General features: G+C 53.4%; 19 protein-coding genes and 1 other annotated feature (1 of these 20 cut by a window edge). Of the genes, 4 read left to right on the top strand and 15 right to left on the bottom strand.

What is annotated here, in order from left to right:
• Nucleotides 1-85 (bottom strand) — a binding site (T-box leader) (it extends 182 nt beyond the left edge of the window).
• A 22-nt stretch (nucleotides 86-107) separates the two neighbouring features.
• From ilvE to ltrA, 8 genes are all read right to left on the bottom strand, one after another.
• Complete coding sequence (ilvE, locus tag NSS88_RS12745) at nucleotides 108-1007, bottom strand: branched-chain-amino-acid transaminase (protein ID WP_033010640.1); 900 nt, start codon at nucleotides 1005-1007, stop codon at nucleotides 108-110.
• Nucleotides 1008-1344: 337 nt separating this feature from the next.
• On the bottom strand, nucleotides 1345-1851 hold the full coding sequence (locus NSS88_RS12740; protein WP_033014339.1) for a metallophosphoesterase family protein: 507 nt from the start codon (nucleotides 1849-1851) through the stop codon (nucleotides 1345-1347).
• Nucleotides 1848-2462, bottom strand: a complete 615-nt coding sequence (locus NSS88_RS12735; protein ID WP_033014340.1) for an XTP/dITP diphosphatase — start codon at nucleotides 2460-2462, stop codon at nucleotides 1848-1850. The genes NSS88_RS12740 and NSS88_RS12735 overlap by 4 nt, the downstream gene beginning before the upstream one ends.
• Nucleotides 2459-3232, bottom strand: a complete 774-nt coding sequence (gene rph, locus NSS88_RS12730; RefSeq protein WP_033010643.1) for a ribonuclease PH — start codon at nucleotides 3230-3232, stop codon at nucleotides 2459-2461. The genes NSS88_RS12735 and rph overlap by 4 nt, the downstream gene beginning before the upstream one ends.
• A 384-nt stretch (nucleotides 3233-3616) precedes the next feature.
• On the bottom strand, nucleotides 3617-4690 hold the full coding sequence (locus NSS88_RS12725; RefSeq protein WP_049626412.1) for a GerMN domain-containing protein: 1074 nt from the start codon (nucleotides 4688-4690) through the stop codon (nucleotides 3617-3619).
• Between the two features lie 105 nt (nucleotides 4691-4795).
• Nucleotides 4796-5590 (bottom strand): glutamate racemase, encoded by a 795-nt coding sequence (racE, locus tag NSS88_RS12720; RefSeq protein WP_011232143.1) that lies wholly within the window; start codon nucleotides 5588-5590, stop codon nucleotides 4796-4798.
• Between the two features lie 9 nt (nucleotides 5591-5599).
• Entirely contained in the window at nucleotides 5600-6043 is a 444-nt protein-coding gene (locus tag NSS88_RS12715) for a MarR family winged helix-turn-helix transcriptional regulator (protein WP_015375537.1), read from the bottom strand.
• A 199-nt stretch (nucleotides 6044-6242) separates the two neighbouring features.
• The gene (gene ltrA, locus NSS88_RS12710; protein ID WP_020754699.1) at nucleotides 6243-7502 is read right to left on the bottom strand and encodes a group II intron reverse transcriptase/maturase; all 1260 of its coding nucleotides are present in this window, start codon (nucleotides 7500-7502) and stop codon (nucleotides 6243-6245) included.
• 422 nt (nucleotides 7503-7924) lie between these two features.
• Here ltrA and NSS88_RS12705 point away from each other — a divergent pair, with 422 nt between their 5' ends.
• The 3 genes from NSS88_RS12705 to NSS88_RS12695 all read left to right on the top strand — a co-directional run bounded on the left by NSS88_RS12705 (nucleotide 7925) and on the right by NSS88_RS12695 (nucleotide 10676).
• The gene (locus NSS88_RS12705) at nucleotides 7925-8488 is read left to right on the top strand and encodes a DUF6431 domain-containing protein (protein ID WP_033011559.1); all 564 of its coding nucleotides are present in this window, start codon (nucleotides 7925-7927) and stop codon (nucleotides 8486-8488) included.
• Between the two features lie 141 nt (nucleotides 8489-8629).
• Nucleotides 8630-9883: an IS481 family transposase gene (locus NSS88_RS12700; RefSeq protein WP_341084188.1), complete on the top strand. Its 1254-nt coding sequence runs from the start codon at nucleotides 8630-8632 to the stop codon at nucleotides 9881-9883.
• Nucleotides 9876-10676: an ExeA family protein gene (locus tag NSS88_RS12695; RefSeq protein ID WP_064213564.1), complete on the top strand. Its 801-nt coding sequence runs from the start codon at nucleotides 9876-9878 to the stop codon at nucleotides 10674-10676. Before NSS88_RS12700 ends, NSS88_RS12695 begins: the two co-directional genes overlap by 8 nt.
• Before the next feature lie 578 nt (nucleotides 10677-11254).
• On the opposite strand, the gene NSS88_RS12690 is transcribed toward NSS88_RS12695, so the two are convergent.
• From NSS88_RS12690 to NSS88_RS12670, 5 genes are all read right to left on the bottom strand, one after another.
• Complete coding sequence (locus tag NSS88_RS12690; protein WP_020754265.1) at nucleotides 11255-11479, bottom strand: helix-turn-helix domain-containing protein; 225 nt, start codon at nucleotides 11477-11479, stop codon at nucleotides 11255-11257.
• A 105-nt stretch (nucleotides 11480-11584) separates the two neighbouring features.
• On the bottom strand, nucleotides 11585-11824 hold the full coding sequence (locus NSS88_RS12685; protein ID WP_049626559.1) for a hypothetical protein: 240 nt from the start codon (nucleotides 11822-11824) through the stop codon (nucleotides 11585-11587).
• Nucleotides 11825-11877: 53 nt separating this feature from the next.
• The gene (gene sdhB / locus NSS88_RS12680) at nucleotides 11878-12639 is read right to left on the bottom strand and encodes a succinate dehydrogenase iron-sulfur subunit (RefSeq protein ID WP_049626560.1); all 762 of its coding nucleotides are present in this window, start codon (nucleotides 12637-12639) and stop codon (nucleotides 11878-11880) included.
• A gap of 1 nt (nucleotide 12640) precedes the next feature.
• Nucleotides 12641-14398: a succinate dehydrogenase flavoprotein subunit gene (sdhA, locus tag NSS88_RS12675; protein ID WP_015375539.1), complete on the bottom strand. Its 1758-nt coding sequence runs from the start codon at nucleotides 14396-14398 to the stop codon at nucleotides 12641-12643.
• A 168-nt stretch (nucleotides 14399-14566) separates the two neighbouring features.
• Nucleotides 14567-15175, bottom strand: coding sequence for a succinate dehydrogenase cytochrome b558 subunit (locus NSS88_RS12670; protein ID WP_049626561.1), 609 nt, complete (start codon nucleotides 15173-15175; stop codon nucleotides 14567-14569).
• 243 nt (nucleotides 15176-15418) lie between these two features.
• Here NSS88_RS12670 and NSS88_RS12665 point away from each other — a divergent pair, with 243 nt between their 5' ends.
• Entirely contained in the window at nucleotides 15419-15871 is a 453-nt protein-coding gene (locus NSS88_RS12665; RefSeq protein WP_013144566.1) for a YslB family protein, read from the top strand.
• Between the two features lie 435 nt (nucleotides 15872-16306).
• Here the strand turns inward: NSS88_RS12665 and uvrC are convergent, their stop codons facing one another.
• Nucleotides 16307-18094, bottom strand: coding sequence for an excinuclease ABC subunit UvrC (gene uvrC / locus NSS88_RS12660; RefSeq protein ID WP_049626576.1), 1788 nt, complete (start codon nucleotides 18092-18094; stop codon nucleotides 16307-16309).
• 10 nt (nucleotides 18095-18104) lie between these two features.
• Nucleotides 18105-19547, bottom strand: coding sequence for a hypothetical protein (locus tag NSS88_RS12655; protein WP_049626562.1), 1443 nt, complete (start codon nucleotides 19545-19547; stop codon nucleotides 18105-18107).
• Nucleotides 19548-19577 lie beyond the last annotated feature (30 nt).

Below are 19577 nucleotides of genomic sequence, written 5' to 3'. Positions count from 1 at the left end.
AGCGGCAACATCACCGGTTCGCAGCTCCCCCGGCTCTCTGTGGATGTTGGCCCCGCTGACTACTTATCCTCGTCAACGCTTTCTCGCTATATGGTTGTCATTCTTGCTCAACTGACATTGGCGTTCGTCGGATACACCTTTACTCCTTCGACGACTACGCGGCGGCGGAATTCTTCAAGCAGCCGCTTCGTATGCGGACCCGGCGTCCCGTCGCCGATCGTCCGGCCATCGACTTTAATGACGGAAATGACTTCGGCTGCCGTCCCGGTTAAAAACACTTCATCTGCCACATACACGTCATGGCGGGTGAACGGCTCCTCTTTCACCGTATAGCCGAGATCAACGGCAATTTCCATAATCGCCTGACGCGTGATGCCTTCCAGCGCCCCGACATACCCAGGCGGCGTGTAAATGACGCCGTTTTTGATGATGAAAACATTGTCTCCCGAACCTTCCGCGACATAGCCTTGATCGTTTAAGATCAGCGCTTCGCTTACGTTCGCCAAATGCGCCTCGATTTTGACAAGCACATTGTTTAGGTAGTTGAGCGATTTGACTTTCGGGCTCAATACATCAGAGCGGTTGCGGCGCGTCGCCACTGTCACCACTTCGATGCCGGTTTCATATAAATGCTTCGGGAAGAGCGCGAGCGGCTCGACGATAATCACGATTTGCGGCGTTTTGCATTTGTACGGGTCAAGGCCCAAATCGCCGACCCCGCGCGAAACGACTAAGCGAATGTATGCATCCTGATAGCCGTTGCGGCGGACAGTTTCAAGCACATGGCCGATCATTTCGTCCTTCGTATATGGAATGTCGAGCAAAATTGACTTGGCCGAATTGTACAGCCGATCTATGTGCTCCTCAAGACGGAAGACGTTGCCGCTGTAGACGCGAATGCCTTCAAATACGCCGTCCCCATACAAAAATCCATGGTCATACACGGAAATTTTGGCGTTTTCTTTTGTCACAAATTCTCCGTTTAAAAAGATCCATTGTTCGCCCACTTCGGTTCCCCTCTTCCTTGATCAGTCAACGGTTGCTTTAAACGGCTCGGCGATGCGTTTGAATCGTTTCTTTTGTTTGAAAATTATAATAATCCGAAACGACCGCGCCGTCAATAACTTTTTTTGAAAATTTCGATTCGTCGAACTGCTTGTATACGCTTACAATTTGATAGAATCAAGGATTTGCCGTTTAAAAAAATTTTTTCTTCGCCTAGCAGTGAAGAGGGAAGAAGCTATGTTTCCCCATTCGCAAAAGCAACGCAACGCCTCCGGCTCGAGAAACCCGCCGGCCTCTTGAAAACGTCCGGAAAACGAAAAAGACGGACGCTTTGTCCGCCTAGATGGAAAACGTTTGTTGCAAGCCTGGGACCGGCTTCCCTGCTGTGTCGTAAAATTCCACTGTCGCCCGGCCGTTTGCAGCGGTCAGCACCGCGTACGTTCTTTCTTTTCTCCCGCGCGGCAAGGCGATGCTGCCGGGATTGATGAACAGCACCCCCTCGATTTGCTCGGCCCCAGCCAGGTGGGAATGGCCGAAACAAACGACATGGGCGCTCGTTTCTTTCGCCCGGTAGTAGAGGCGCAGCAGCGACGTTTTGACGCCGTACAAATGGCCGTGCGTGATGAGAAAGCGAAGGCCTTCCGCCTCCTCGGTCCGCTCATTCGGAAACGCCGCGAAATCGCAGTTGCCGCGCACGACGACAAATGGAGCAAGTTCGGCCGCTTGAGCCGACAGCTCGGAATCGCCGCAATGAATAAACAGATCGGCTTCATGGCGATGGCGCTCGACAATGGCGGAGAGTTCGCCGCTGAGCCCGTGGCTGTCGCTTACAACGACCGCTTTCATTCCATCCGTCCCTCCCCTCCCATGATGTCATCCCATTGCTCGTCAAGCTTGGCCAGCGCCTTCGCCCGGTGGCTGATCTCATTTTTCTCTTCCGGGGTGAGTTCCGCCATCGTCTTCCCCTTTTCCGGAAGATAAAAGACGGGGTCATAGCCAAAACCGCCTTCTCCCCGCGGCGCTTCGGCGATGTACCCTTCGCACGCCGCCTCCACAACGGCCGTCGGCCGCCCGGGGATGGCGACCGCCAGTGCGCAATGAAACCGGGCGGTGCGCTGTTCCATCGGCACGCCTTCCAACTCGTGAAGCAGCTTCGCGATGTTGCGCGCATCGTTTTTGTCTTCACCGGCATAGCGGGCTGAATAGACGCCCGGCCGGCCGCCGAGCGCATCGACCACCAGCCCCGAATCATCGGCGATCACCGGGCAGCCGAAACGGTGAGATATGGCTTCCGCTTTTAACCGGGCGTTTTCGGCAAACGTGCTTCCCGTCTCCTCGACGTCCGGAACGTCCGGAAAATCAAGCAGCGATTTGACGTCGATGCCCCGCTTCGCAAACAAAGCGGCAAATTCGCGCACTTTTCCGGCATTTTTCGTCGCGATCACAATCTTGTTCACTCTGTCCCCTCCTCCTGCTTCGCTTCTTGCTTCGTCCCGATGCGAGCCGCCCAATCGCCCAAAACGCGGCGCTGCACGGCGATCAGCTGTTCAATGCCGATGTGCGCCGCCTCAAGCAATTCATCGAGCTCGGCGCGAGAAAAAGTCGCTTCTTCCCCGGTCCCTTGAATTTCAACAAACTGGCCGGATCCGGTCATGACGACGTTCATATCGACTTTTGCCCGCGCGTCTTCATCGTAATTCAAATCGAGCACAACGCCATGCTCCGGATCGATGCCAACGGACGTAGCGGCAAGAAAATCGCGGATTGGAAGCGCCTCGAGCTTCCCTTCGTCAACGAACTTGGAAAGCGCCAGCACGAGCGCCACGTAGCCGCCGGTGATCGAGGCGGTGCGCGTTCCGCCGTCCGCCTGAATGACGTCGCAATCGATCCAAACCGTTCGTTCGCCAAGCCGCTCCAATTCAACGACCGAGCGGAGCGCGCGGCCGATCAGGCGTTGAATTTCCATCGTCCTCCCCGACACTTTCCCTTTGCTTGCCTCCCTCGCATTCCGCTGCTCTGTCGCCCGCGGCAACATCCCATATTCGGCGGTGATCCATCCTTTTCCGCCGCCGCGCATAAACGGCGGCACTTTTTCTTCCACCGTCGCCGTGCAAATCACTTTCGTGTCGCCGATTTCAATCAACACGGACCCTTCGGCATGTTTCACATAATGCGGCTGTATATGTACAGGGCGCAGCTCACGGTTATGTCGTCCGTCTGCTCTCATTCACTCTTCCTCCTTTTTCCTTCCCGTTTGCCAGCAGGAGCCGGTCGGTCCTGCCTCCTTCCTTGCATCACGACTCCGTGCCGCCGTTGCCAAAAAACAAAGAGGCGGAGCACGCTTCCACCTCTTTGTTATACCATAACAGCCTATTCGTTTCCAGCTTGGGTGAACACCCCACCACTTACGCTTCGCTTAGAGGCGGGGGCTTCAAGCGACTTGTGCGTGTTCGCCGAACGGTAAGCCACACACAAGAACCCTTTACACTTTCCTTCGTTCCGAAGGGGTCCGTTCTAACCTTATTTTATCCTATTCGTTGGCTAACGCCAACCGACATTCATCTCCCACTTTCACTTTGCTGAGAAGCGGGAGACTTCTTTCGGAAAGATGTTAAAACGACCCGGTATTGACGTTTTGCGGCCGAGCGACCGGTTTGGTGAGCGGCTTGCCATCTTCCGTGACAAGATTGGCTTTGCCATTGACGGTGATCGCCACGCTTTCGACTCCTTTTTGCTCCGTGAGCGACAAAACGAGAGAATTCAACACGACGTCGGAAATGACATTTTTCTTGTTGCTTCCATAAATGCCTTCGTTAAAGTTGAGCGTCACTTTGCCATCCTCGTATTTCGGGGCATCGACAAGCTTCGCGTCCGGCTGAAAGACGCCGACAAGCCCGCTCCCTTGCTCTGGTCCTTGAATCAGTTCGTTGACGGCCGCGGCAATATCATCTTTCTCCTTATTGGACACACGCCGTGTCACCGGCACATAGTATGTGCTGTTCCCTTGTTGGGCGACAAAATAAACGGTGACCGGATGCGTATTCGTAATGTCTGGCACGCCGTTCGCTTCCATATTGATGCCATCGGCGCGGCTTACCCCATCTTGGATCGGCGTTTTATTGACCGGCATCACGTTTTGATCGTAGCCGTTGATGCGGATTTTGACGCGCTTGATATTGTCAAATTGCGTCAATGTCCACGTAATGGACTGCAAAATTCGTTTTTCGTCCTCCGGCTTATAGTTTTTAAATTCCGGCGAAAAGTCAGCGATCAACGTTCCGTCTTTTTCCAATTTTGTGCCAAGCACCGTCGTTCCGGCCGGAATAACCGCGCGGAAGCCGTTCGGTAACATTTCTGACACGGGTCCGTCTTCAACCAAATATTCGAGTACTTGTTTCGCCACGGCCTGCGTTTTCGGCAATTCCACTGTTTGCGGCACGACAAAGCCGTTTTTGTCAATCAAGTACAGCTCTCTTTTCACCGTCTCGGTGGCCTTCGCTTCCTCTTTCCCTTCCTTTTGGCTTTCCGTCGCTTCCTGAAGCGCTTGGCCGTCTTTGACATAACTCGTCTCTTGCGGCGGATCGATCTCCTTCACCGCCTCATCTCGCCCAAACAAACCGCAGCCGCCAAGCAACAACAGCGAGGCGAGCAGCGGCGCCGCCCATATGTGAGTCGTCCGTTTCATTGACGTTCCCTCCTACTCGTAGTTTGTACTACTATGTATACGAGCCGTTTTCCAAAATAGAATAAAAAAAATCCTTTAGCGCATGGACGCTAAAGGATTTGTTGGTTACAGCCGAATCGCTTCGACCGTGCCGATCGGCTTGCCAAACCACTTCCCGGAAATCTTTTCAAACAGCTCTTTCGGCCCGGTCGTGAAAAACAAATGCTCCGGTTCGCGCTCGCCGGTGTAAAGGAGCTGGCTGTGGTGCAAAATCGCGCTCACTTCACGAGCCGTCTCACCGCCCGAGCAAATGAGCTTCACGCGTTTGCCCATATACGTGCGAATGAGCGGCGCGAGCAACGGATAATGCGTGCAGCCTAAAATCAGCACATCGATCGGCAGCGGACGGAGCGGAGCGAGCGATTCGGCGACGATCGCCATCGCCTCCTGCCCTTCAAAGTCGCCGCTTTCCACAAGCGGAACGAATTTCGGACAGGCCAAGCTCTCGACTTGGACGCGCGGATTGATGGATTGAAGCGCCTTTTCATACGCCCGGCTTCGGATCGTGCCAATCGTGCCGATGACGCCGATGTGCCCGCGCCTAGTCGCTTTCAGGGCGGCGCGAGCGCCGGGATGAATAACGCCAAGCACAGGAATGTCAAGCTTCGCCCGCACGTCGTCAAGCGCGACCGCCGTCGCGGTGTTGCAGGCGATAACAAGCATTTTCAAGGGATATTGCCGCAAGTAATCAATCATTTGCCACGTAAATCGCCGGACTTCTTCCACCGGCCGCGGCCCATACGGGCAACGGGCGGTGTCGCCTAAGTAAATAATTTGTTCTTTCGGCAGCTGCCTCATAATTTCTTTGGCGACGGTCAAACCGCCGACTCCTGAGTCAATGACACCAATTGCTCTTTCCAAGTGATCGCCTCATTCTTTCGTCATTTCTTGATGCAATTTGCGCAAACAACGCTCAAAGAGAACGATTTCCTCTTCAGAAAAATTTTCCAACACTTTAGCTAAATCTCTCTGGCGTTTTTCAATCACTTCCTCAATGATGCGCTCGCCTTTTTCCAACAAGTGAATGCGGACGACGCGGCGGTCGTGTTCATCGCGGACTCTGGCGACAAGTCCGTTCCGCTCCATACGGTCGACCAAGTCGGTCGTCGTGCTGCACGCCAAATACATTTTGTTCGATAACTCGCCGACCGTCAAGTCCCCTTCTTCAAGCAGCCACTGCAGGGCGACAAATTGCGGTGGGGTGATCGGATAGTTGGTTAAAATTTCACGGCCGCGCTGTTTCAAATTGGCGGCGATATAACGAAGCAATTTTTCCAACTCGGCGACCGTTTGTTCATTCATCGCAGACGGCATACCATCTCTCCTTGATCGTTTCCGCGGCCAGCCTCAAACGGCGGCTTGCGTCGACAGCTATTCTTACTTTTCATTTTACAACACCGGCAAAGATAATCAACAAAAAAATGCGGCGGCCGCCGCGGATCGAGTAGGAGAGGGTGACTAACCCTCGTCCTCTCACACCACCGTACGTACCGTTCGGTATACGGCGGTTCCATTAAGTCTGACGCAGAGATTCATATCGTTGATAAAGACTCTTCAGCCCTTGGCTCTCCCAATAGGAGTTGCCAAGGGCTTTATGCAGGATGGGACTGGCGGCCACTCTCCAATATTTCTTCCGAGTGTTTCCCCATTCATATGCTTTCTGCTTGGGCACTCCTAAACTTTGCAGTTTTCGGACTCTGGTTCTCGGAAGTTTCCACTCTTTCCATTGGCACATGCGCAGCCTTCGTCGAATCCATCCATCTAGTTCTTTGAACACACTTGGGGTCTCTGCTAGCGAAAAGTATCCACACCATCCCAGAATGTATTGATTGAGCTGTTCGATTCGTTCGGGCATGGGAATCGGTTTCGATCGGCTCGTCATGGTGCGTATCCTTTGCTTCATGCGCCGAATGCTTTCCTTTGCAATTCGGATTTTTGGCTCCTTACTTGGGGTGAAGCTAAAACCGAGGAATTTTCTCCTCCACGGACGATCCACTGCCGATTTGGTTTCGTTGACTTTCAGCCGGAGTTTCTTTTCGATGAATGCCGTGATCGATTTCATCACCCGTTCCCCGGCCTTCTTCGTCCTTACGTAGATATTGCAGTCATCCGCATACCGTACAAACTTGTGCCCTCGTTTTTCCAATTCTTTGTCCAGCTCATCCAGGAGAATGTTGGACAGGAGTGGACTGAGCGGCCCTCCTTGTGGAGTCCCCTCTTGTGTTTCCATGACCACCCCGTTGATCATGACCCCTGCCTGTAGATACTTCCGTATCAACTTTAGGAGGATTTTGTCTGGAATTCGTTTCGCTAATATCCCCATCAGTTTGTCATGGTTGACTCGATCAAAGAACTTTTCCAAGTCGATATCTACCACCCATGTATATCCTTCCTGAATATACTGCTTCGCCTTTTTCACCGCGTCGTGTCCTCTTCGACCGGGACGAAACCCGTAGCTGTGTTCCGAAAAGGATGGGTCAAAGATCGGCGTGAGCACTTGGGCGATGGCCTGTTGGATGAACCGGTCTGTCACGGTCGGGATTCCTAGTAACCTGACTCCTCCGTTCGGTTTCGGGATTTCGACCCGTCGGACCGGGCAAGGTTCGTAGGTCCCTTCTTCTAAAGCGTGCCGTATCGCGTCCCAATGTTCCACGAGGTGTCTTCGCAGGTCTTTGACGGACATTCCATCGGTTCCATGGGACCCTTTATTCTTTTCCACTTGTTTGAGTGCTCGCAGGAGATTCTCCCGTGACAATACCTGTTTCATCCACATTCCGATTCTTCCTCTCTACGTGAACGGTCCGTTCTATTTGTGCCATCTTCTTCTCCACCCTCTTGAGGTTCCCCATGGACTTCACCATTTCCCCCTCAAGCAGGCCCTTTCGGGTTATCTGCTTCATCAAAGAAGATGAACGCCTAGTGGCCGTTCTCCTTCATGGTTCGGTCCTTCCCCTTCTATCTTAAGCTAGACGGGTACTATGACCTCTGCTGACTTCTGTCCGTTCAGCGTTGGATCGCTCCAACGGTTGCCAAGCGCACTTGGCTGTAAATTATCATTTTATTTCAGCACAAAACACCCATTTTTTTGCACATTCTTTCAGAAAGCCCTCTCCCCTTTTCTGAAGGAATGTGCTAAATTTTTTGTGAATTGTTTCGGACAAAGATTTCCATTCGTTTCAATGAGGGGGAGGAAGTGTGATCCAGTTTCACGACTTTGGCATTGACATTCAAACGTATACGGATCGTGGGAAAGGGAACGATTTTCCCGACGTGAACCAATGCCCCCACTGTTCATCCCGCCGCCCCTTGCATCGTCACGGATACTACCAACGTTATGCGTTGACGGCAGAGGGGGAGTATCACCTTTGGATCGCACGATATCGCTGTCAAGAGTGTCGCAAAACCGTGAGTGTGCTGCCTTCTTTTCTCCTCCCGTATGTTCAATATACACGATCGGTTATTTGGCAAGCGGTCAAAACGTGGCTCGAAACGCCAAGGCGAGGAGCGAAGACCAAACAGGTTGGTTTTCCCACCAAGGAGGTCATCTTATTTTATGTCCGACGATTTTTACGGAATCTCTCCCGCTTGCATCACGCGGCGGCGAGAAGGTGGGGGATCATCGGCCCTGTGGGGAACGCAAGAACAGAACGGGCGGTTTGGTGGATGCAGACTTTGGAGGGACGGGGGGTGGGCTCGATCATCCAAGACCTGTGGACAAACGAGAGGTGGCATCTGTTTGCGGATCAAATTGCTTCCTGATTTTCTACTTAACACCAAAAATGGAGATGGTTGATGTTCCCACAAACCCTTCCTCTCGACGAATCTCGAGCCGTTTCGTAAGATAGGAGGCAGAGGGACCGGGACGGTCCAACATCACAGGGAGACAGGGAGGAGATCCGGATGGATGAATCGATGAGACACGACATCGCGCTGTTTCGGTACGGGCTGATCGCTCCGTTGGTGAATGGCCAGGTGGAGCCCAAGGCGTATTTGAATGAGGTGGGCGGGCGAGTGCATTCGATTCCTCATCAAGGGGACAAACCCATTGCGGCGAAGACGATTCTGGATTGGTGCGCCCGATACAAAAAAGGGGGCTTTGACGCCTTAAAGCCGAAGCGCCGTTCGGACCGCGGCCACTCAAGGCGTCTGTCGCCCGATGATGAGGATCATATTTTAGCCCTAAGAAAAGAACATCCCACCATGCCCGTGACGGTGTTCTACGAACACCTGATCGAGCAGGGGGAAATCCCAAAAAACCATATCTCTTACTTTACTATATACCGATTATTGAAAAAACACAACCTTGTCGGGAAAGAAATCTTGCCGATGCCGGAGCGAAAGCGCTTTGCGTATGACCAGATCAATGAGCTTTGGCAAGGGGACTTATCCCATGGACCCACGATTCGCGTCCATGGGAAAGCCCAGAAAACGTTTTTGATCGCGTATATCGATGACTGCTCGCGGTTAGTGCCATATGCCCAATTTTTCCCTTCGGAGAAGTTTGACGGGCTGCGGATCGTCACGAAGGAAGCGGTGCTTCGTTGCGGGAAGCCGAAACGCATTTACTCGGACAACGGGAAAATTTATCGGTCCGAGGTGCTGCAGTATGCGTGCGCCGAGATGGGGATTACACTCATCCACACCCAGCCGTATGACCCGCAAAGCAAGGGAAAAATCGAACGGTTCTTCCGCACCGTACAGACACGGTTTTATCCACTGTTGGAGCTGAATCCGCCGAAATCGCTTGACGAGTTGAACGAGCGTTTTTGGAAGTGGCTTGAAGAGGAGTATCATCGAAAACCGCACGCCTCACTGGACGGAAAAACGCCGCATGAGGTGTTTCAATCGCAAGTGCATCTCGTGTCGTTCATCGAAGATGGCGATTGGCTGGATGCGATTTTTCTGAAACGGGAGCACCGCAAGGTGAAAGCCGATGGCACAATCACCCTGAATAAACAGCTATACGAAGTGCCGCCTCGGTTCATTGGGCAATCGATTGAGCTCCGCTATGACGAACGAGGCGTCTATGTGTACGAAGAGGGCAAACGGGTGGCGGAAGCCATTCGGGTGCGTTTGGAGGACAATGCCTATGTAAAACGCCATCGGTCCCCGTTTGCGGCGATTCCGGCGAAGGAGGGAGAACACGGTGTATAAATCGTTTTACTCCCTTTCGCGGGAGCCGTTTGCGAAAGAAACAGACCCGTCCGAGGCGTATCAAGGGGCGTCATTTCAGGAAGCGTTGCGGGCGCTGGAGTACGTGAAACGAACCCGGGGGATCGGGCTGTTGATCGGAGAGCCGGGGGCGGGCAAGACGTTCGCCCTTCGGGCGCTGAAAGAGTCATTGAATCCATCATTGTATCATGTCGTCTACTTTCCGTTATCCACCGGAGGCGTGATGGATTTTTACCGTGGACTGGCCTTGGGATTAGGAGAGGAACCGAAGTACCGCAAGGTAGACCTCTTCCGCCAAATCCAGCAGGCGATCGAGCGATTGTATCATGAACGGCGGATCACGCCGGTGTTCATTTTGGATGAGATGCATTTAGCGAAGGATGCATTTTTACAGGACATCGCGATCTTGTTCAACTTTGAGATGGATTCGACCAACCCATTTGTCTTGATTTTGGCCGGGCTGCCCCATTTACAGGGGAAGCTGCGGCTCAATCAGCACCGCCCTCTCGACCAGCGGATCATCATGCGATACCGGATGGGGCCGCTGGAGAAGGAAGAGGTGGCGGGCTACATCGAACATCGGATGAAACAGGCCGGGGCGAAGCATCCGATCTTCACCCCATCGGCGTTAGAGGCGATTGCCCTGCAGTCGCGGGGATGGCCTCGGGTGATCAACACGTTGGCCACGACGTGCCTGTTATACGGGTATCAGCTGAAAAAGGACGCCATTGACGAAGAAGTGGTGCGCATGGCCGCAGAGGAAATGGGGTATTAGCACGAAAGGGGCCGAATCGGCCTCTTTTGTGCTTTCTCTTTTCCATAGGTCCATCAGGCGCGCTGGAAATCTTCATCTGAAAGAGCGTGCAAACGTTCCGAAAGAATGTGCAAAATCCGGAACAATCCGCAAAAATTTTGCACATTATTTCCGAATCCGCCTGAAATAATTTGAAAAAGGGATTCTGAAATAATGTGCTAGTTTACACTTGGCTTCCCGGACAGACCTCCCCGGGTAAGAGTGCAGTCTTTCCTTCCATCCATCTGCTTCATTTACTCGGTATCACCTTCGGCAGAAAGGGCTTCGTTTTGTCGTGCAAACTCACCCAATGATACCCAGCCTCCTATGAAGTTCGTGTTCCTCAGACCGGAAGTTTGCCGCCCGCTTCCTTCAGATTCTGCGTCGCCGCAGACACCCTTGCGTTAAGCTAACTGCTACTTCTGCCTTCGCAGTTCGGGACTTTCACCCTATAGACTGCACCCATGCCGGGCGCACACGAAGGCCGGACGGGCGCCAAGCCTCGTCCGGCCGCAAGGGAACATAACAGCCGGCTGTCCAACAAGGAAAGCCGGCATCGTTTATAGTTCAAGTTCGCCCATTCGAAGCAATTCAATGACAGCTTGCGAGCGCCCCTTGACCCCAAGCTTTTGCATCGCATTCGAAATATGGTTGCGGACCGTTTTCTCGCTGATAAACAGCTCTTGGGCGATCTCTTTCGTCGTCTTGTCTTGCACGAGCAATTCGAAGACTTCTTTTTCTCTTTTTGTCAAAAGCGGCTTCGATTGAAACGATTTGTCCTTCAACGGTTGTAACCCTCCTTGCTCTCAATGGGCCCGAACTGCCGGATGGGTATTTCCTCGCCATATCGTATGTGAGAGCAAGAACGGCGGTGACGAAAATTTGCTTATCTAATAGAAAAATGGGTCTTTTTTTTTTCGGTTCATCACCAAAAGATGTACTTGACTTTTAAAGACAAACATGATAGCAATGTTGTTCAAAGAGATGTGTGGTATAAAAAGGAAAAAATGCTGTTTTGGTTTTTCTTTATCATGATCGTCTTTCTTTTTCAAGTACACTTTGTGATGAAGAGCCTTTTCTTCTTTATCTTTCGATTCGCCGGAGACGGTTGGCTGCCGCTTGTCCAGCAAAACAAAAAATCCCCCTCATGTCTGTTCGAATGAAGGGGATTTTGATTCTGCCGCTACACTTCGTCGCTGCCAAAGAAATCGCGGAACATTTGAATCGTCGTTTCGCGGTTTAACGCCGCGATCGATGTCGTCAACGGAATGCCCTTCGGGCACGATTGCACGCAGTTTTGCGAGTTGCCGCAGTTGGCCAGTCCGCCGTCGCCCATAATCGCCCGCAACCGTTCGGCTTTATGCATCGCCCCGGTCGGATGGGCGTTAAACAGCCGCACTTGCGACAGCGGCGCCGGGCCGATAAAGTTCGACTTGCTGTTGACGTTCGGGCACGCTTCGAGGCAGACGCCGCATGTCATGCATTTGGACAGCTCGTACGCCCATTGCCGCTTCCGCTCTGGCATGCGCGGCCCCGGACCCAAGTCGTACGTTCCGTCGATCGGAATCCATGCTTTCACTCGCTTCAACGCGTCAAACATCCGGCTCCGATCGATGACCAAGTCGCGGATGACAGGGAATGTGCGCATCGGATCAAGGCGGATCGGCTGCTCGAGTTTGTCAATGAGCGCGGCGCACGCCTGGCGCGGTTTGCCGTTAATGACCATCGAACAGGCTCCGCATACTTCTTCCAGACAGTTCATTTCCCAAGCGACCGGCGTCGTTTTTTCCCCTTTGGCGTTGACTGGATTGCGGCGAATTTCCATGAGCGCCGAAATGACGTTCATGTTCGGGCGGTACGGAATGACAAACTCTTCTTCATACGGCGCGGAATCCGGACGATCTTGGCGCGTGATGATCAAACGAACCGTTTTGTTCTCGCTCATCTTACTTCACTTCCTCTTTCTTTTTGCTGTAGTCGCGCTTGCGCGGTTTAATCAACGAGACGTCAACGTCTTCATAATGGAACGCCGGACCGTCTGGCGTGTAGCGGGCCATCGTCGTTTTCAGCCATTCTTCGTCGTTGCGCTCCGGAAACTCCGGCTTGTAGTGCGCGCCGCGGCTTTCATTGCGATAGTAAGCGCCAAGCGTAATGACGCGGGCGAGCTGCAGCATGTTGTACAGCTGGCGGATAAACGTCGCTCCTTGGTTGCTCCATCTCGACGTATCGGTGACGCTGATGTTTTTATACCGCTCCATCAGCTCTTGAATTTTCTCATCGGTCTTCAGCAACCGGTCGTTGTAGCGGACGATCGTCACGTTTGCCGTCATCCATTCACCGAGCTCTTTATGCAGCACATAGGCGTTTTCCGTGCCGTCCATCGCCAAAATGTTTTCCCACTTTTCTTGCTCCCGTTTCACATAGCTGTCGTATAACGTCGACGGCATCGCATCGGCCGATTTCTCGAGACCGCGGATGTAGCGGACGGCGTTCGGGCCGGCGACCATTCCGCCGTAAATCGCCGACAGAAGCGAGTTTGCCCCGAGGCGGTTCGCGCCGTGAATCGAATAATCGCACTCGCCGGCAGCAAACAACCCTTTGATGTTCGTCATTTGGTCATAGTCGACCCATAAGCCGCCCATCGAGTAGTGAACGGCCGGGAACACCTTCATTGGCACTTTGCGCGGGTCTTCGCCCATGAACTTCTCGTAAATTTCGATAATGCCGCCGAGCTTGACATCCAACTCTTTCGGATCTTTATGTGACAAATCCAAATACACCATGTTTTCGCCGTTGATGCCGAGCTTCAAATCGACGCAGACGTGGAAAATTTCCCGGGCGGCGATGTCGCGCGGCACCAAGTTTCCGTAAGCCGGATATTTTTCCTCAAGGAAGTACCACGGTTTCCCGTCCTTATACGTCCAAATGCGTCCGCCTTCCCCGCGCGCCGATTCGCTCATCAACCGAAGCTTGTCATCGCCTGGGATCGCGGTCGGGTGAATTTGGATGAACTCGCCGTTCGCGTAGTAAACGCCTTGCTGATAGGCGATCGAAGCCGCTGAACCAGTGTTGATGACCGAGTTCGTCGATTTCCCAAAAATGATCCCCGGGCCGCCGGTCGCCAAAATGACGGCATCGGCTGGAAACGCTTTGATTTCCATGGACCGCAAATCTTGTGCGACGATGCCGCGGCAAATTTGCTCGTCATCCAAAACGACGCCTAAAAACTCCCAATGCTCGTACTTCGTGACGAGCCCGGCCACTTCATGGCGGCGCACCTGTTCATCAAGTGCATACAAAATTTGCTGCCCGGTCGTGGCTCCAGCATAGGCGGTCCGGTGATGCTGCGTCCCCCCGAAACGACGGAAATCAAGCAACCCTTCCGGCGTCCGGTTGAACATGACGCCCATCCGATCGAGCATGTAAATAATCCCCGGCGCCGCTTCACACATCGCTTTGACCGGAGGCTGGTTCGCCAAGAAGTCCCCGCCATAGACGGTGTCGTCAAAATGCTCCCACGGCGAGTCGCCTTCCCCTTTCGTGTTGACCGCTCCGTTAATGCCGCCTTGGGCACAGACGGAGTGAGAACGCTTTACCGGAACGAGCGAAAACAGTTCGACAGGCACTCCTGCTTCGGCGATTTTAATCGTGGCCATCAAACCGGCCAACCCACCGCCAACAACGATGATTTTCCCTTTTTTCATAGCTACTCACTCCCTAATAGATTGCTGCTTTTGCTTGCATGCCGCACGTTTTGCCTTGCCGGCCCGCCATCGACCAAGCGATCGTTCGGCGAACGGCTAGAGCACGTTTGTCACGAGCCAACGCAGCAGTTCATCGTTGAATCATTCCTTAGGAATGGAACGCTTGTCTTACGCAAACGCCAAGATGGCGCGAATGCCGACAATGGAAAGCGCGATGAAAATGATCATCGTAATGTACGTAAATACTTGCTGCGAACGAGGGGACACCGTCAACCCCCAGCTGACGCAGAACGACCATAAGCCGTTGGCGAAGTGAAAGACCGTGGACAAGATTCCAACAATATAAAATCCGAGCATAAACGGATTGTCGACAATGTTGGCCATCATGTCGTAGTTCACTTCGGCGCCGAATGCAGCATGCACCCGCGTTTCATACACATGCCAGACGACAAAAATCAATGTAATGATGCCGGTGATCCGCTGAAGCATGAACATCCAGTTGCGGAAATAGCCGTACTGGCGAGTGTTGAATTTGGCTGTAAACGCGATATAAATGCCGTATACAGCGTGGAACAACAATGGAAGAAAAATAACAAAAATTTCAAGAAAATAGCGGAACGGCAAGTTTTCCATAAACGCCGCCGCCCGGTTAAACGCTTCCGGCCCACGGGTCGCAAAATGGTTGACGACCAAGTGCTGCACTAAAAAGATGCCGACGGGAACAACCCCCAGCAGCGAATGGAGCCGGCGATAGTAAAACTCGCGATTCCCTGCCATTATGTAAACCCCCTTCAATTGAATAAAAAATATGTCCCTCTCGCTCGCCATGCGGAAACGGAAACGTCTTCCATTCCCCTATTCGCTTGTCACATTCATTGTACTCCCACATTGTACAAGCGTCAAGAAAACACTGACACAAAATGTTCAAACATTCTCATAGTTGCGCCACCTTAGGAAAGAGGATGCACTCCGGCAGCAATTCAGCTATAATGGGGAAATGGATAGAAAGAGGGGAAAACGATGAAACAGCCACCATTAGAGGACCAATATCAAATGTTTGGGTCGATTGCGCTTTCCGCCTTCGGGGCTGAGCTGCTTCGCCATTCGCTTCTTCCCGAGCTGCTTGGCAAAGATGCCGCTTCGCTGCTGTACTGGGCCGGCAAACAGCTGGCGCGGCGCTACCCGCTCGGAACGCTCGATGACGTCGCCGTATTTTTTGAACGGGCGGGCTGGGGGGAGCTATCAACCGGCGAGGAGCGAAACGACGAACTCTATATCGAGCTGTCGGGCCCCATCATCGCCGCCCGCTTTTCCTTGTACGGCAGCTGCTCGTTCCAGCTTGAGGCTGGATTTCTCGCCCAGCAAATCGAACAACAAAAGCGGTTCGTCACCGAAGCGGTCGAACTGCCGCCAAAGCGGGACGGCAAAGCGCGCATTTTGGTGAAATGGGATCGGAAGCAGGCGATCGAATGACATGCAAAGAACGGGCGTCCGCTCGCAAAACGGGCGTCCGTTCAGCCATTATTCATCCTATTTCGCGCAGGAGACTCCCACTTCAACGACCAAAGGGAGTAAGTGGGAGAGGAATGCGCGTTCCCCCTTTCTTTTGTGTATGATAGAATAAAGGCGTGGAGAAAACCGTTCAATAAAGGCACTCCAATCACGGCTACTCGATGTATGGAGTTGGTTACAGGAAACGTTGTAACCGTAAAACATCGAGCGTAGGTCCGTCTGTTGTGTGTGGAAGCCAAGTACTGCCAACAGACACACCGAGAGAATCGGTAACGATGCAGGCATGACCTGTGTCGTTGGGCAGTTGTCAACCTGCCCCTGATGCAACCCCAAGTCAAGGAAGGAGGACAAAGTCCGCTCGCACTTCTGGGGAGTTGCAAGCCCCCACTTCAAGCGTTAGCTAAGTGGGGGTAGTTGACGCAGTTTTTCATAGATTTTCTCCGCCACCGCCCGTGGAATGTTCGCCCGTTGCAGCTCATCAACGGTCGCCTCTTTCATCTTTTTGACTGATCCGAAATAGTTTAACAGCGCTTTTTTCCGCTTTTCCCCGACGCCGGGAATGTCATCAAGCACGGAATGGAACATCGTCTTCTGCCGCGCCTGGCGGTGGAACGTGACCGCAAACCGGTGCACTTCGTCTTGAATGCGCTGCAATAAATAAAACTCTTGGCTTTGCCGGTCAAGCGGCACGACATCCGGCGGGTCGCCGGCCAAAAGCTCTGATGTGCGATGTTTTTCGTCTTTCGCCAATCCAGCCAGCGGCACATCCAGTCCAAGTTCGTTTTCGAGCACATCCCGCACCGCCGACAAGTGTCCTTTGCCGCCGTCGATGATGATCAAATCGGGAAGCGGCAATCCTTCTTTCAACACGCGCGTATAGCGGCGGCGCACGACTTCGCGCATCGTTTCATAATCGTTCGGCCCCGCGACCGTTTTCACCTTATATTTCCGGTATTCTTTTTTCGCCGGCTTGCCATCGAGGAAAACGACAAGCGCCGAGACCGGATCGGCCCCGTAAATGTTCGAGTTGTCAAACGCCTCGATGCGGCGCGGCGCCGGAATGCCAAGACGCTCTCCGAGACGTTCGACCGCTTTGATCGTCCGTTCTTCGTCCCGCTCGATGAAATAAAATTTTTCTTTCAGAGCAATGGCCGCGTTTTTGCTCGCCAGCTCAACAAGCTCTTTTTTCTTCCCTTTTTTCGGCTGGACGACGGCAACGCCGAGCAATTCGCGGGCGAGCTCGCCGTCAATGTCGGACGGGAGGACGACTTCTTTTGGCTTCAAATGATGCGCTTTCGCATAAAACTGACCCAAAAACGTAAGCATTTCCTCATCCGGGTCTTGGTAAAGCGGGAAGATCGACACGTCGCGCTCGATCAGCTTTCCTTGGCGGAGGAAAAACACTTGCACGCACATCCAGCCTTTGTCGTACGCATAGCCGAATACATCGCGGTCGATGAAGTCGTTGAGCATCATTTTTTGCTTTTCCATCGTCATCTCAATCGCTGCGATTTGATCGCGGTATTCTTTCGCCCGTTCAAACTCGAGCGCTTCCGCCGCCTCGTGCATTTTCTCGGCCAACTCCCGCTTCACGTCTTCATACCCGCCGTTTAAAAAGCGGACGATTTGTTCAACCATCGCCTTATTTTGTTCGTCCGACACCGGGTGGACGCACGGGGCGAGGCATTGGCCCATATGGTAATACAAACAGGCGCGCGAAGGCAGCGTCGAACATTTGCGGAGCGGATATAAGCGGTCGAGCAGCTTTTTCGTTTCGTTCGCCGCCTGCACGTTTGGATACGGGCCGAAATATTTGCCCCCGTCTTTTTTCACTTTGCGGGTGATCAGCAGGCGCGGATGTTGTTCCGCGGTGATTTTAATAAACGGGTAGCTTTTATCATCCTTGAGCATGACGTTGTATTTCGGATCATGCTTTTTGATCAAATTCATCTCCAAAATGAGCGCCTCGGCGTTTGACGAGGTGACGATGTATTCGAAATCGGCGATTTCCTCCACAAGCCGCTGCGTTTTGCCATCATGCGTCCCGGTAAAATACGAGCGGACGCGCGCCTTCAACGACTTCGCCTTGCCGACGTAAATGACCGTTCCGTGTTTGTCTTTCATTAAATAGCAGCCCGGCTGTTCCGGGAGCACGGACAGCTTTTCCTTCAGCCGGTCGTTCATGGCCATCCCCTCACTCTCCGTCCACCCATTCATACAGTGTAATCGTTCCATACACCGGGTCGGCAAGCGGACTGGAACGATACGTTTTCACTTTGCGCACATGGCGGGAAATATCGATCCCTTGAGCCTCGAACCCTTGGACAACGTGATTGGTCATATATATCATAGCATGGCGGTAGTTTTCTTTGTCTTGCAAAAAGAAGGAAAAATGGAGCACGTCTTTATGTGGAAAGGGCACGTTCAAATAGTCTAGGACGCGCGTCTCTTCCCACGTATATACCACAAACGGCTGCGGCTTGTCACGCAAATCGTCGGCAAGCTGATACACTGCCGGGGGCGTCTTTGCCTGCTCGTGCAGCAGCCCGATGCCGATTGCAGACTGCAGCAGCACAACCGCCGCTGCCAGCGCTAATCTCCATGCCTTCGGCGCAGCCAAAAAGCGGCCCCACACATAAAACAGCGCAAAATGAACCAACGGAAGAAGGTGGCGCGGCTTGTCAATATTTTGTCCAAACAGCGCCCAGACAGCATACAGCAACGCGGAAACGACAAGCGCACGCGGCAGCTGAAACCGCCCCGTGCGCCAGGCGATGGCGCCGACCACTGCATAGGTAGCCAGCAGCCAAGCATTTCGGCTGGCCATGCCGGTCCAAAGAAAGTTGTCAAGGACAAAGCGGCGCACCCGCTCCCAAAATGGAAGCGGGCTCGCCGCCGCCGTTCCCCCCCAGTCGCTGAAATGACCGACGACAAACGCCCAGCCAAGCTTGAAAAACGGCCAAAGGCCGCCTTCCGTCGCCGCGACCGCCGCCACCCAAACAAATTGAAAGGCGGCCGCCGCCAACAGCGATGCCGCCACGCGGCCGAGGCGGCGGTGCGTTTTCCAGTCTTCATGCCAAAGGATCAACAACGCAGCGGCAAACGGGGCATAAGACAAACGGATGCCCATGAGGATGCTGAACAACGCGGCCGGCCAAAGCTGCGCCATCCATGTTGTTCGCCGCCGCGCCCATTCCACCGCCCATATGTACCACCAAAGCACGCCAAGCGCCGCGCCGTCCGACATCGGTCTGGCGGCGGCAAGGAGCACGTAGCTTGAAGAAAGCACCGAAAGCGCCGCCCATAGCGCCGCTGAACGCGGCATATGGCGAGCGAGCAGCCAAACGATGGAAAAGGCGGCGGAAAACAACACGAGCACATTCAAGATCGAAAGCGCTTTGGCCGGATTGGCGACCAGAGCGTGCACTGCCATGCCGCCAAGAATCAAATACGGATAGCCCGGGAAATGCGGCTGCATGGCCAATAAATCATAGCGTTCCAGCGCCCGCGCAAAGTCAACTTCGTCCCACGAGGCCGCATACGGGTTCGCCCCATACAAACCGGCGCCGGCCAACAAAGCAGCCATTCCGACACCAAAGCTCATCCAAAAGCGATCATCGCCCAACCGTTTGTCCACCGTGTTTCCCTCCAAAGAAAACGTACAAGG

The sequence above is a fragment of the Geobacillus sp. FSL W8-1251 genome (genome assembly GCF_038005945.1).
GTDB classification, from domain to species: Bacteria; Bacillota; Bacilli; order Bacillales; family Anoxybacillaceae; genus Geobacillus; species Geobacillus stearothermophilus.
This window is presented reverse-complemented; position numbering and strand designations above follow the sequence as displayed.

What these genes read in the sequence shown, in the direction of transcription:
- NSS88_RS12665 (WP_013144566.1), top strand. Translation starts at nt 15,419, where the DNA reads ATGAAACAGCCACCATTAGAGGACCAATATCAAATGTTTGGGTCGATT.
- ltrA (WP_020754699.1), bottom strand. Translation starts at nt 7,502, where the DNA reads ATGTGGATGAAACAGGTATTGTCACGGGAGAATCTCCTGCGAGCACTC.
- NSS88_RS12670 (WP_049626561.1), bottom strand. Translation starts at nt 15,175, where the DNA reads ATGGCAGGGAATCGCGAGTTTTACTATCGCCGGCTCCATTCGCTGCTG.
- NSS88_RS12700 (WP_341084188.1), top strand. Translation starts at nt 8,630, where the DNA reads ATGGATGAATCGATGAGACACGACATCGCGCTGTTTCGGTACGGGCTG.
- uvrC (WP_049626576.1), bottom strand. Translation starts at nt 18,094, where the DNA reads ATGAACGACCGGCTGAAGGAAAAGCTGTCCGTGCTCCCGGAACAGCCG.
- sdhB (WP_049626560.1), bottom strand. Translation starts at nt 12,639, where the DNA reads ATGAGCGAGAACAAAACGGTTCGTTTGATCATCACGCGCCAAGATCGT.
- NSS88_RS12740 (WP_033014339.1), bottom strand. Translation starts at nt 1,851, where the DNA reads ATGAAAGCGGTCGTTGTAAGCGACAGCCACGGGCTCAGCGGCGAACTC.
- sdhA (WP_015375539.1), bottom strand. Translation starts at nt 14,398, where the DNA reads ATGAAAAAAGGGAAAATCATCGTTGTTGGCGGTGGGTTGGCCGGTTTG.
- rph (WP_033010643.1), bottom strand. Translation starts at nt 3,232, where the DNA reads ATGAGAGCAGACGGACGACATAACCGTGAGCTGCGCCCTGTACATATA.
- NSS88_RS12725 (WP_049626412.1), bottom strand. Translation starts at nt 4,690, where the DNA reads ATGAAACGGACGACTCACATATGGGCGGCGCCGCTGCTCGCCTCGCTG.
- NSS88_RS12715 (WP_015375537.1), bottom strand. Translation starts at nt 6,043, where the DNA reads ATGCCGTCTGCGATGAATGAACAAACGGTCGCCGAGTTGGAAAAATTG.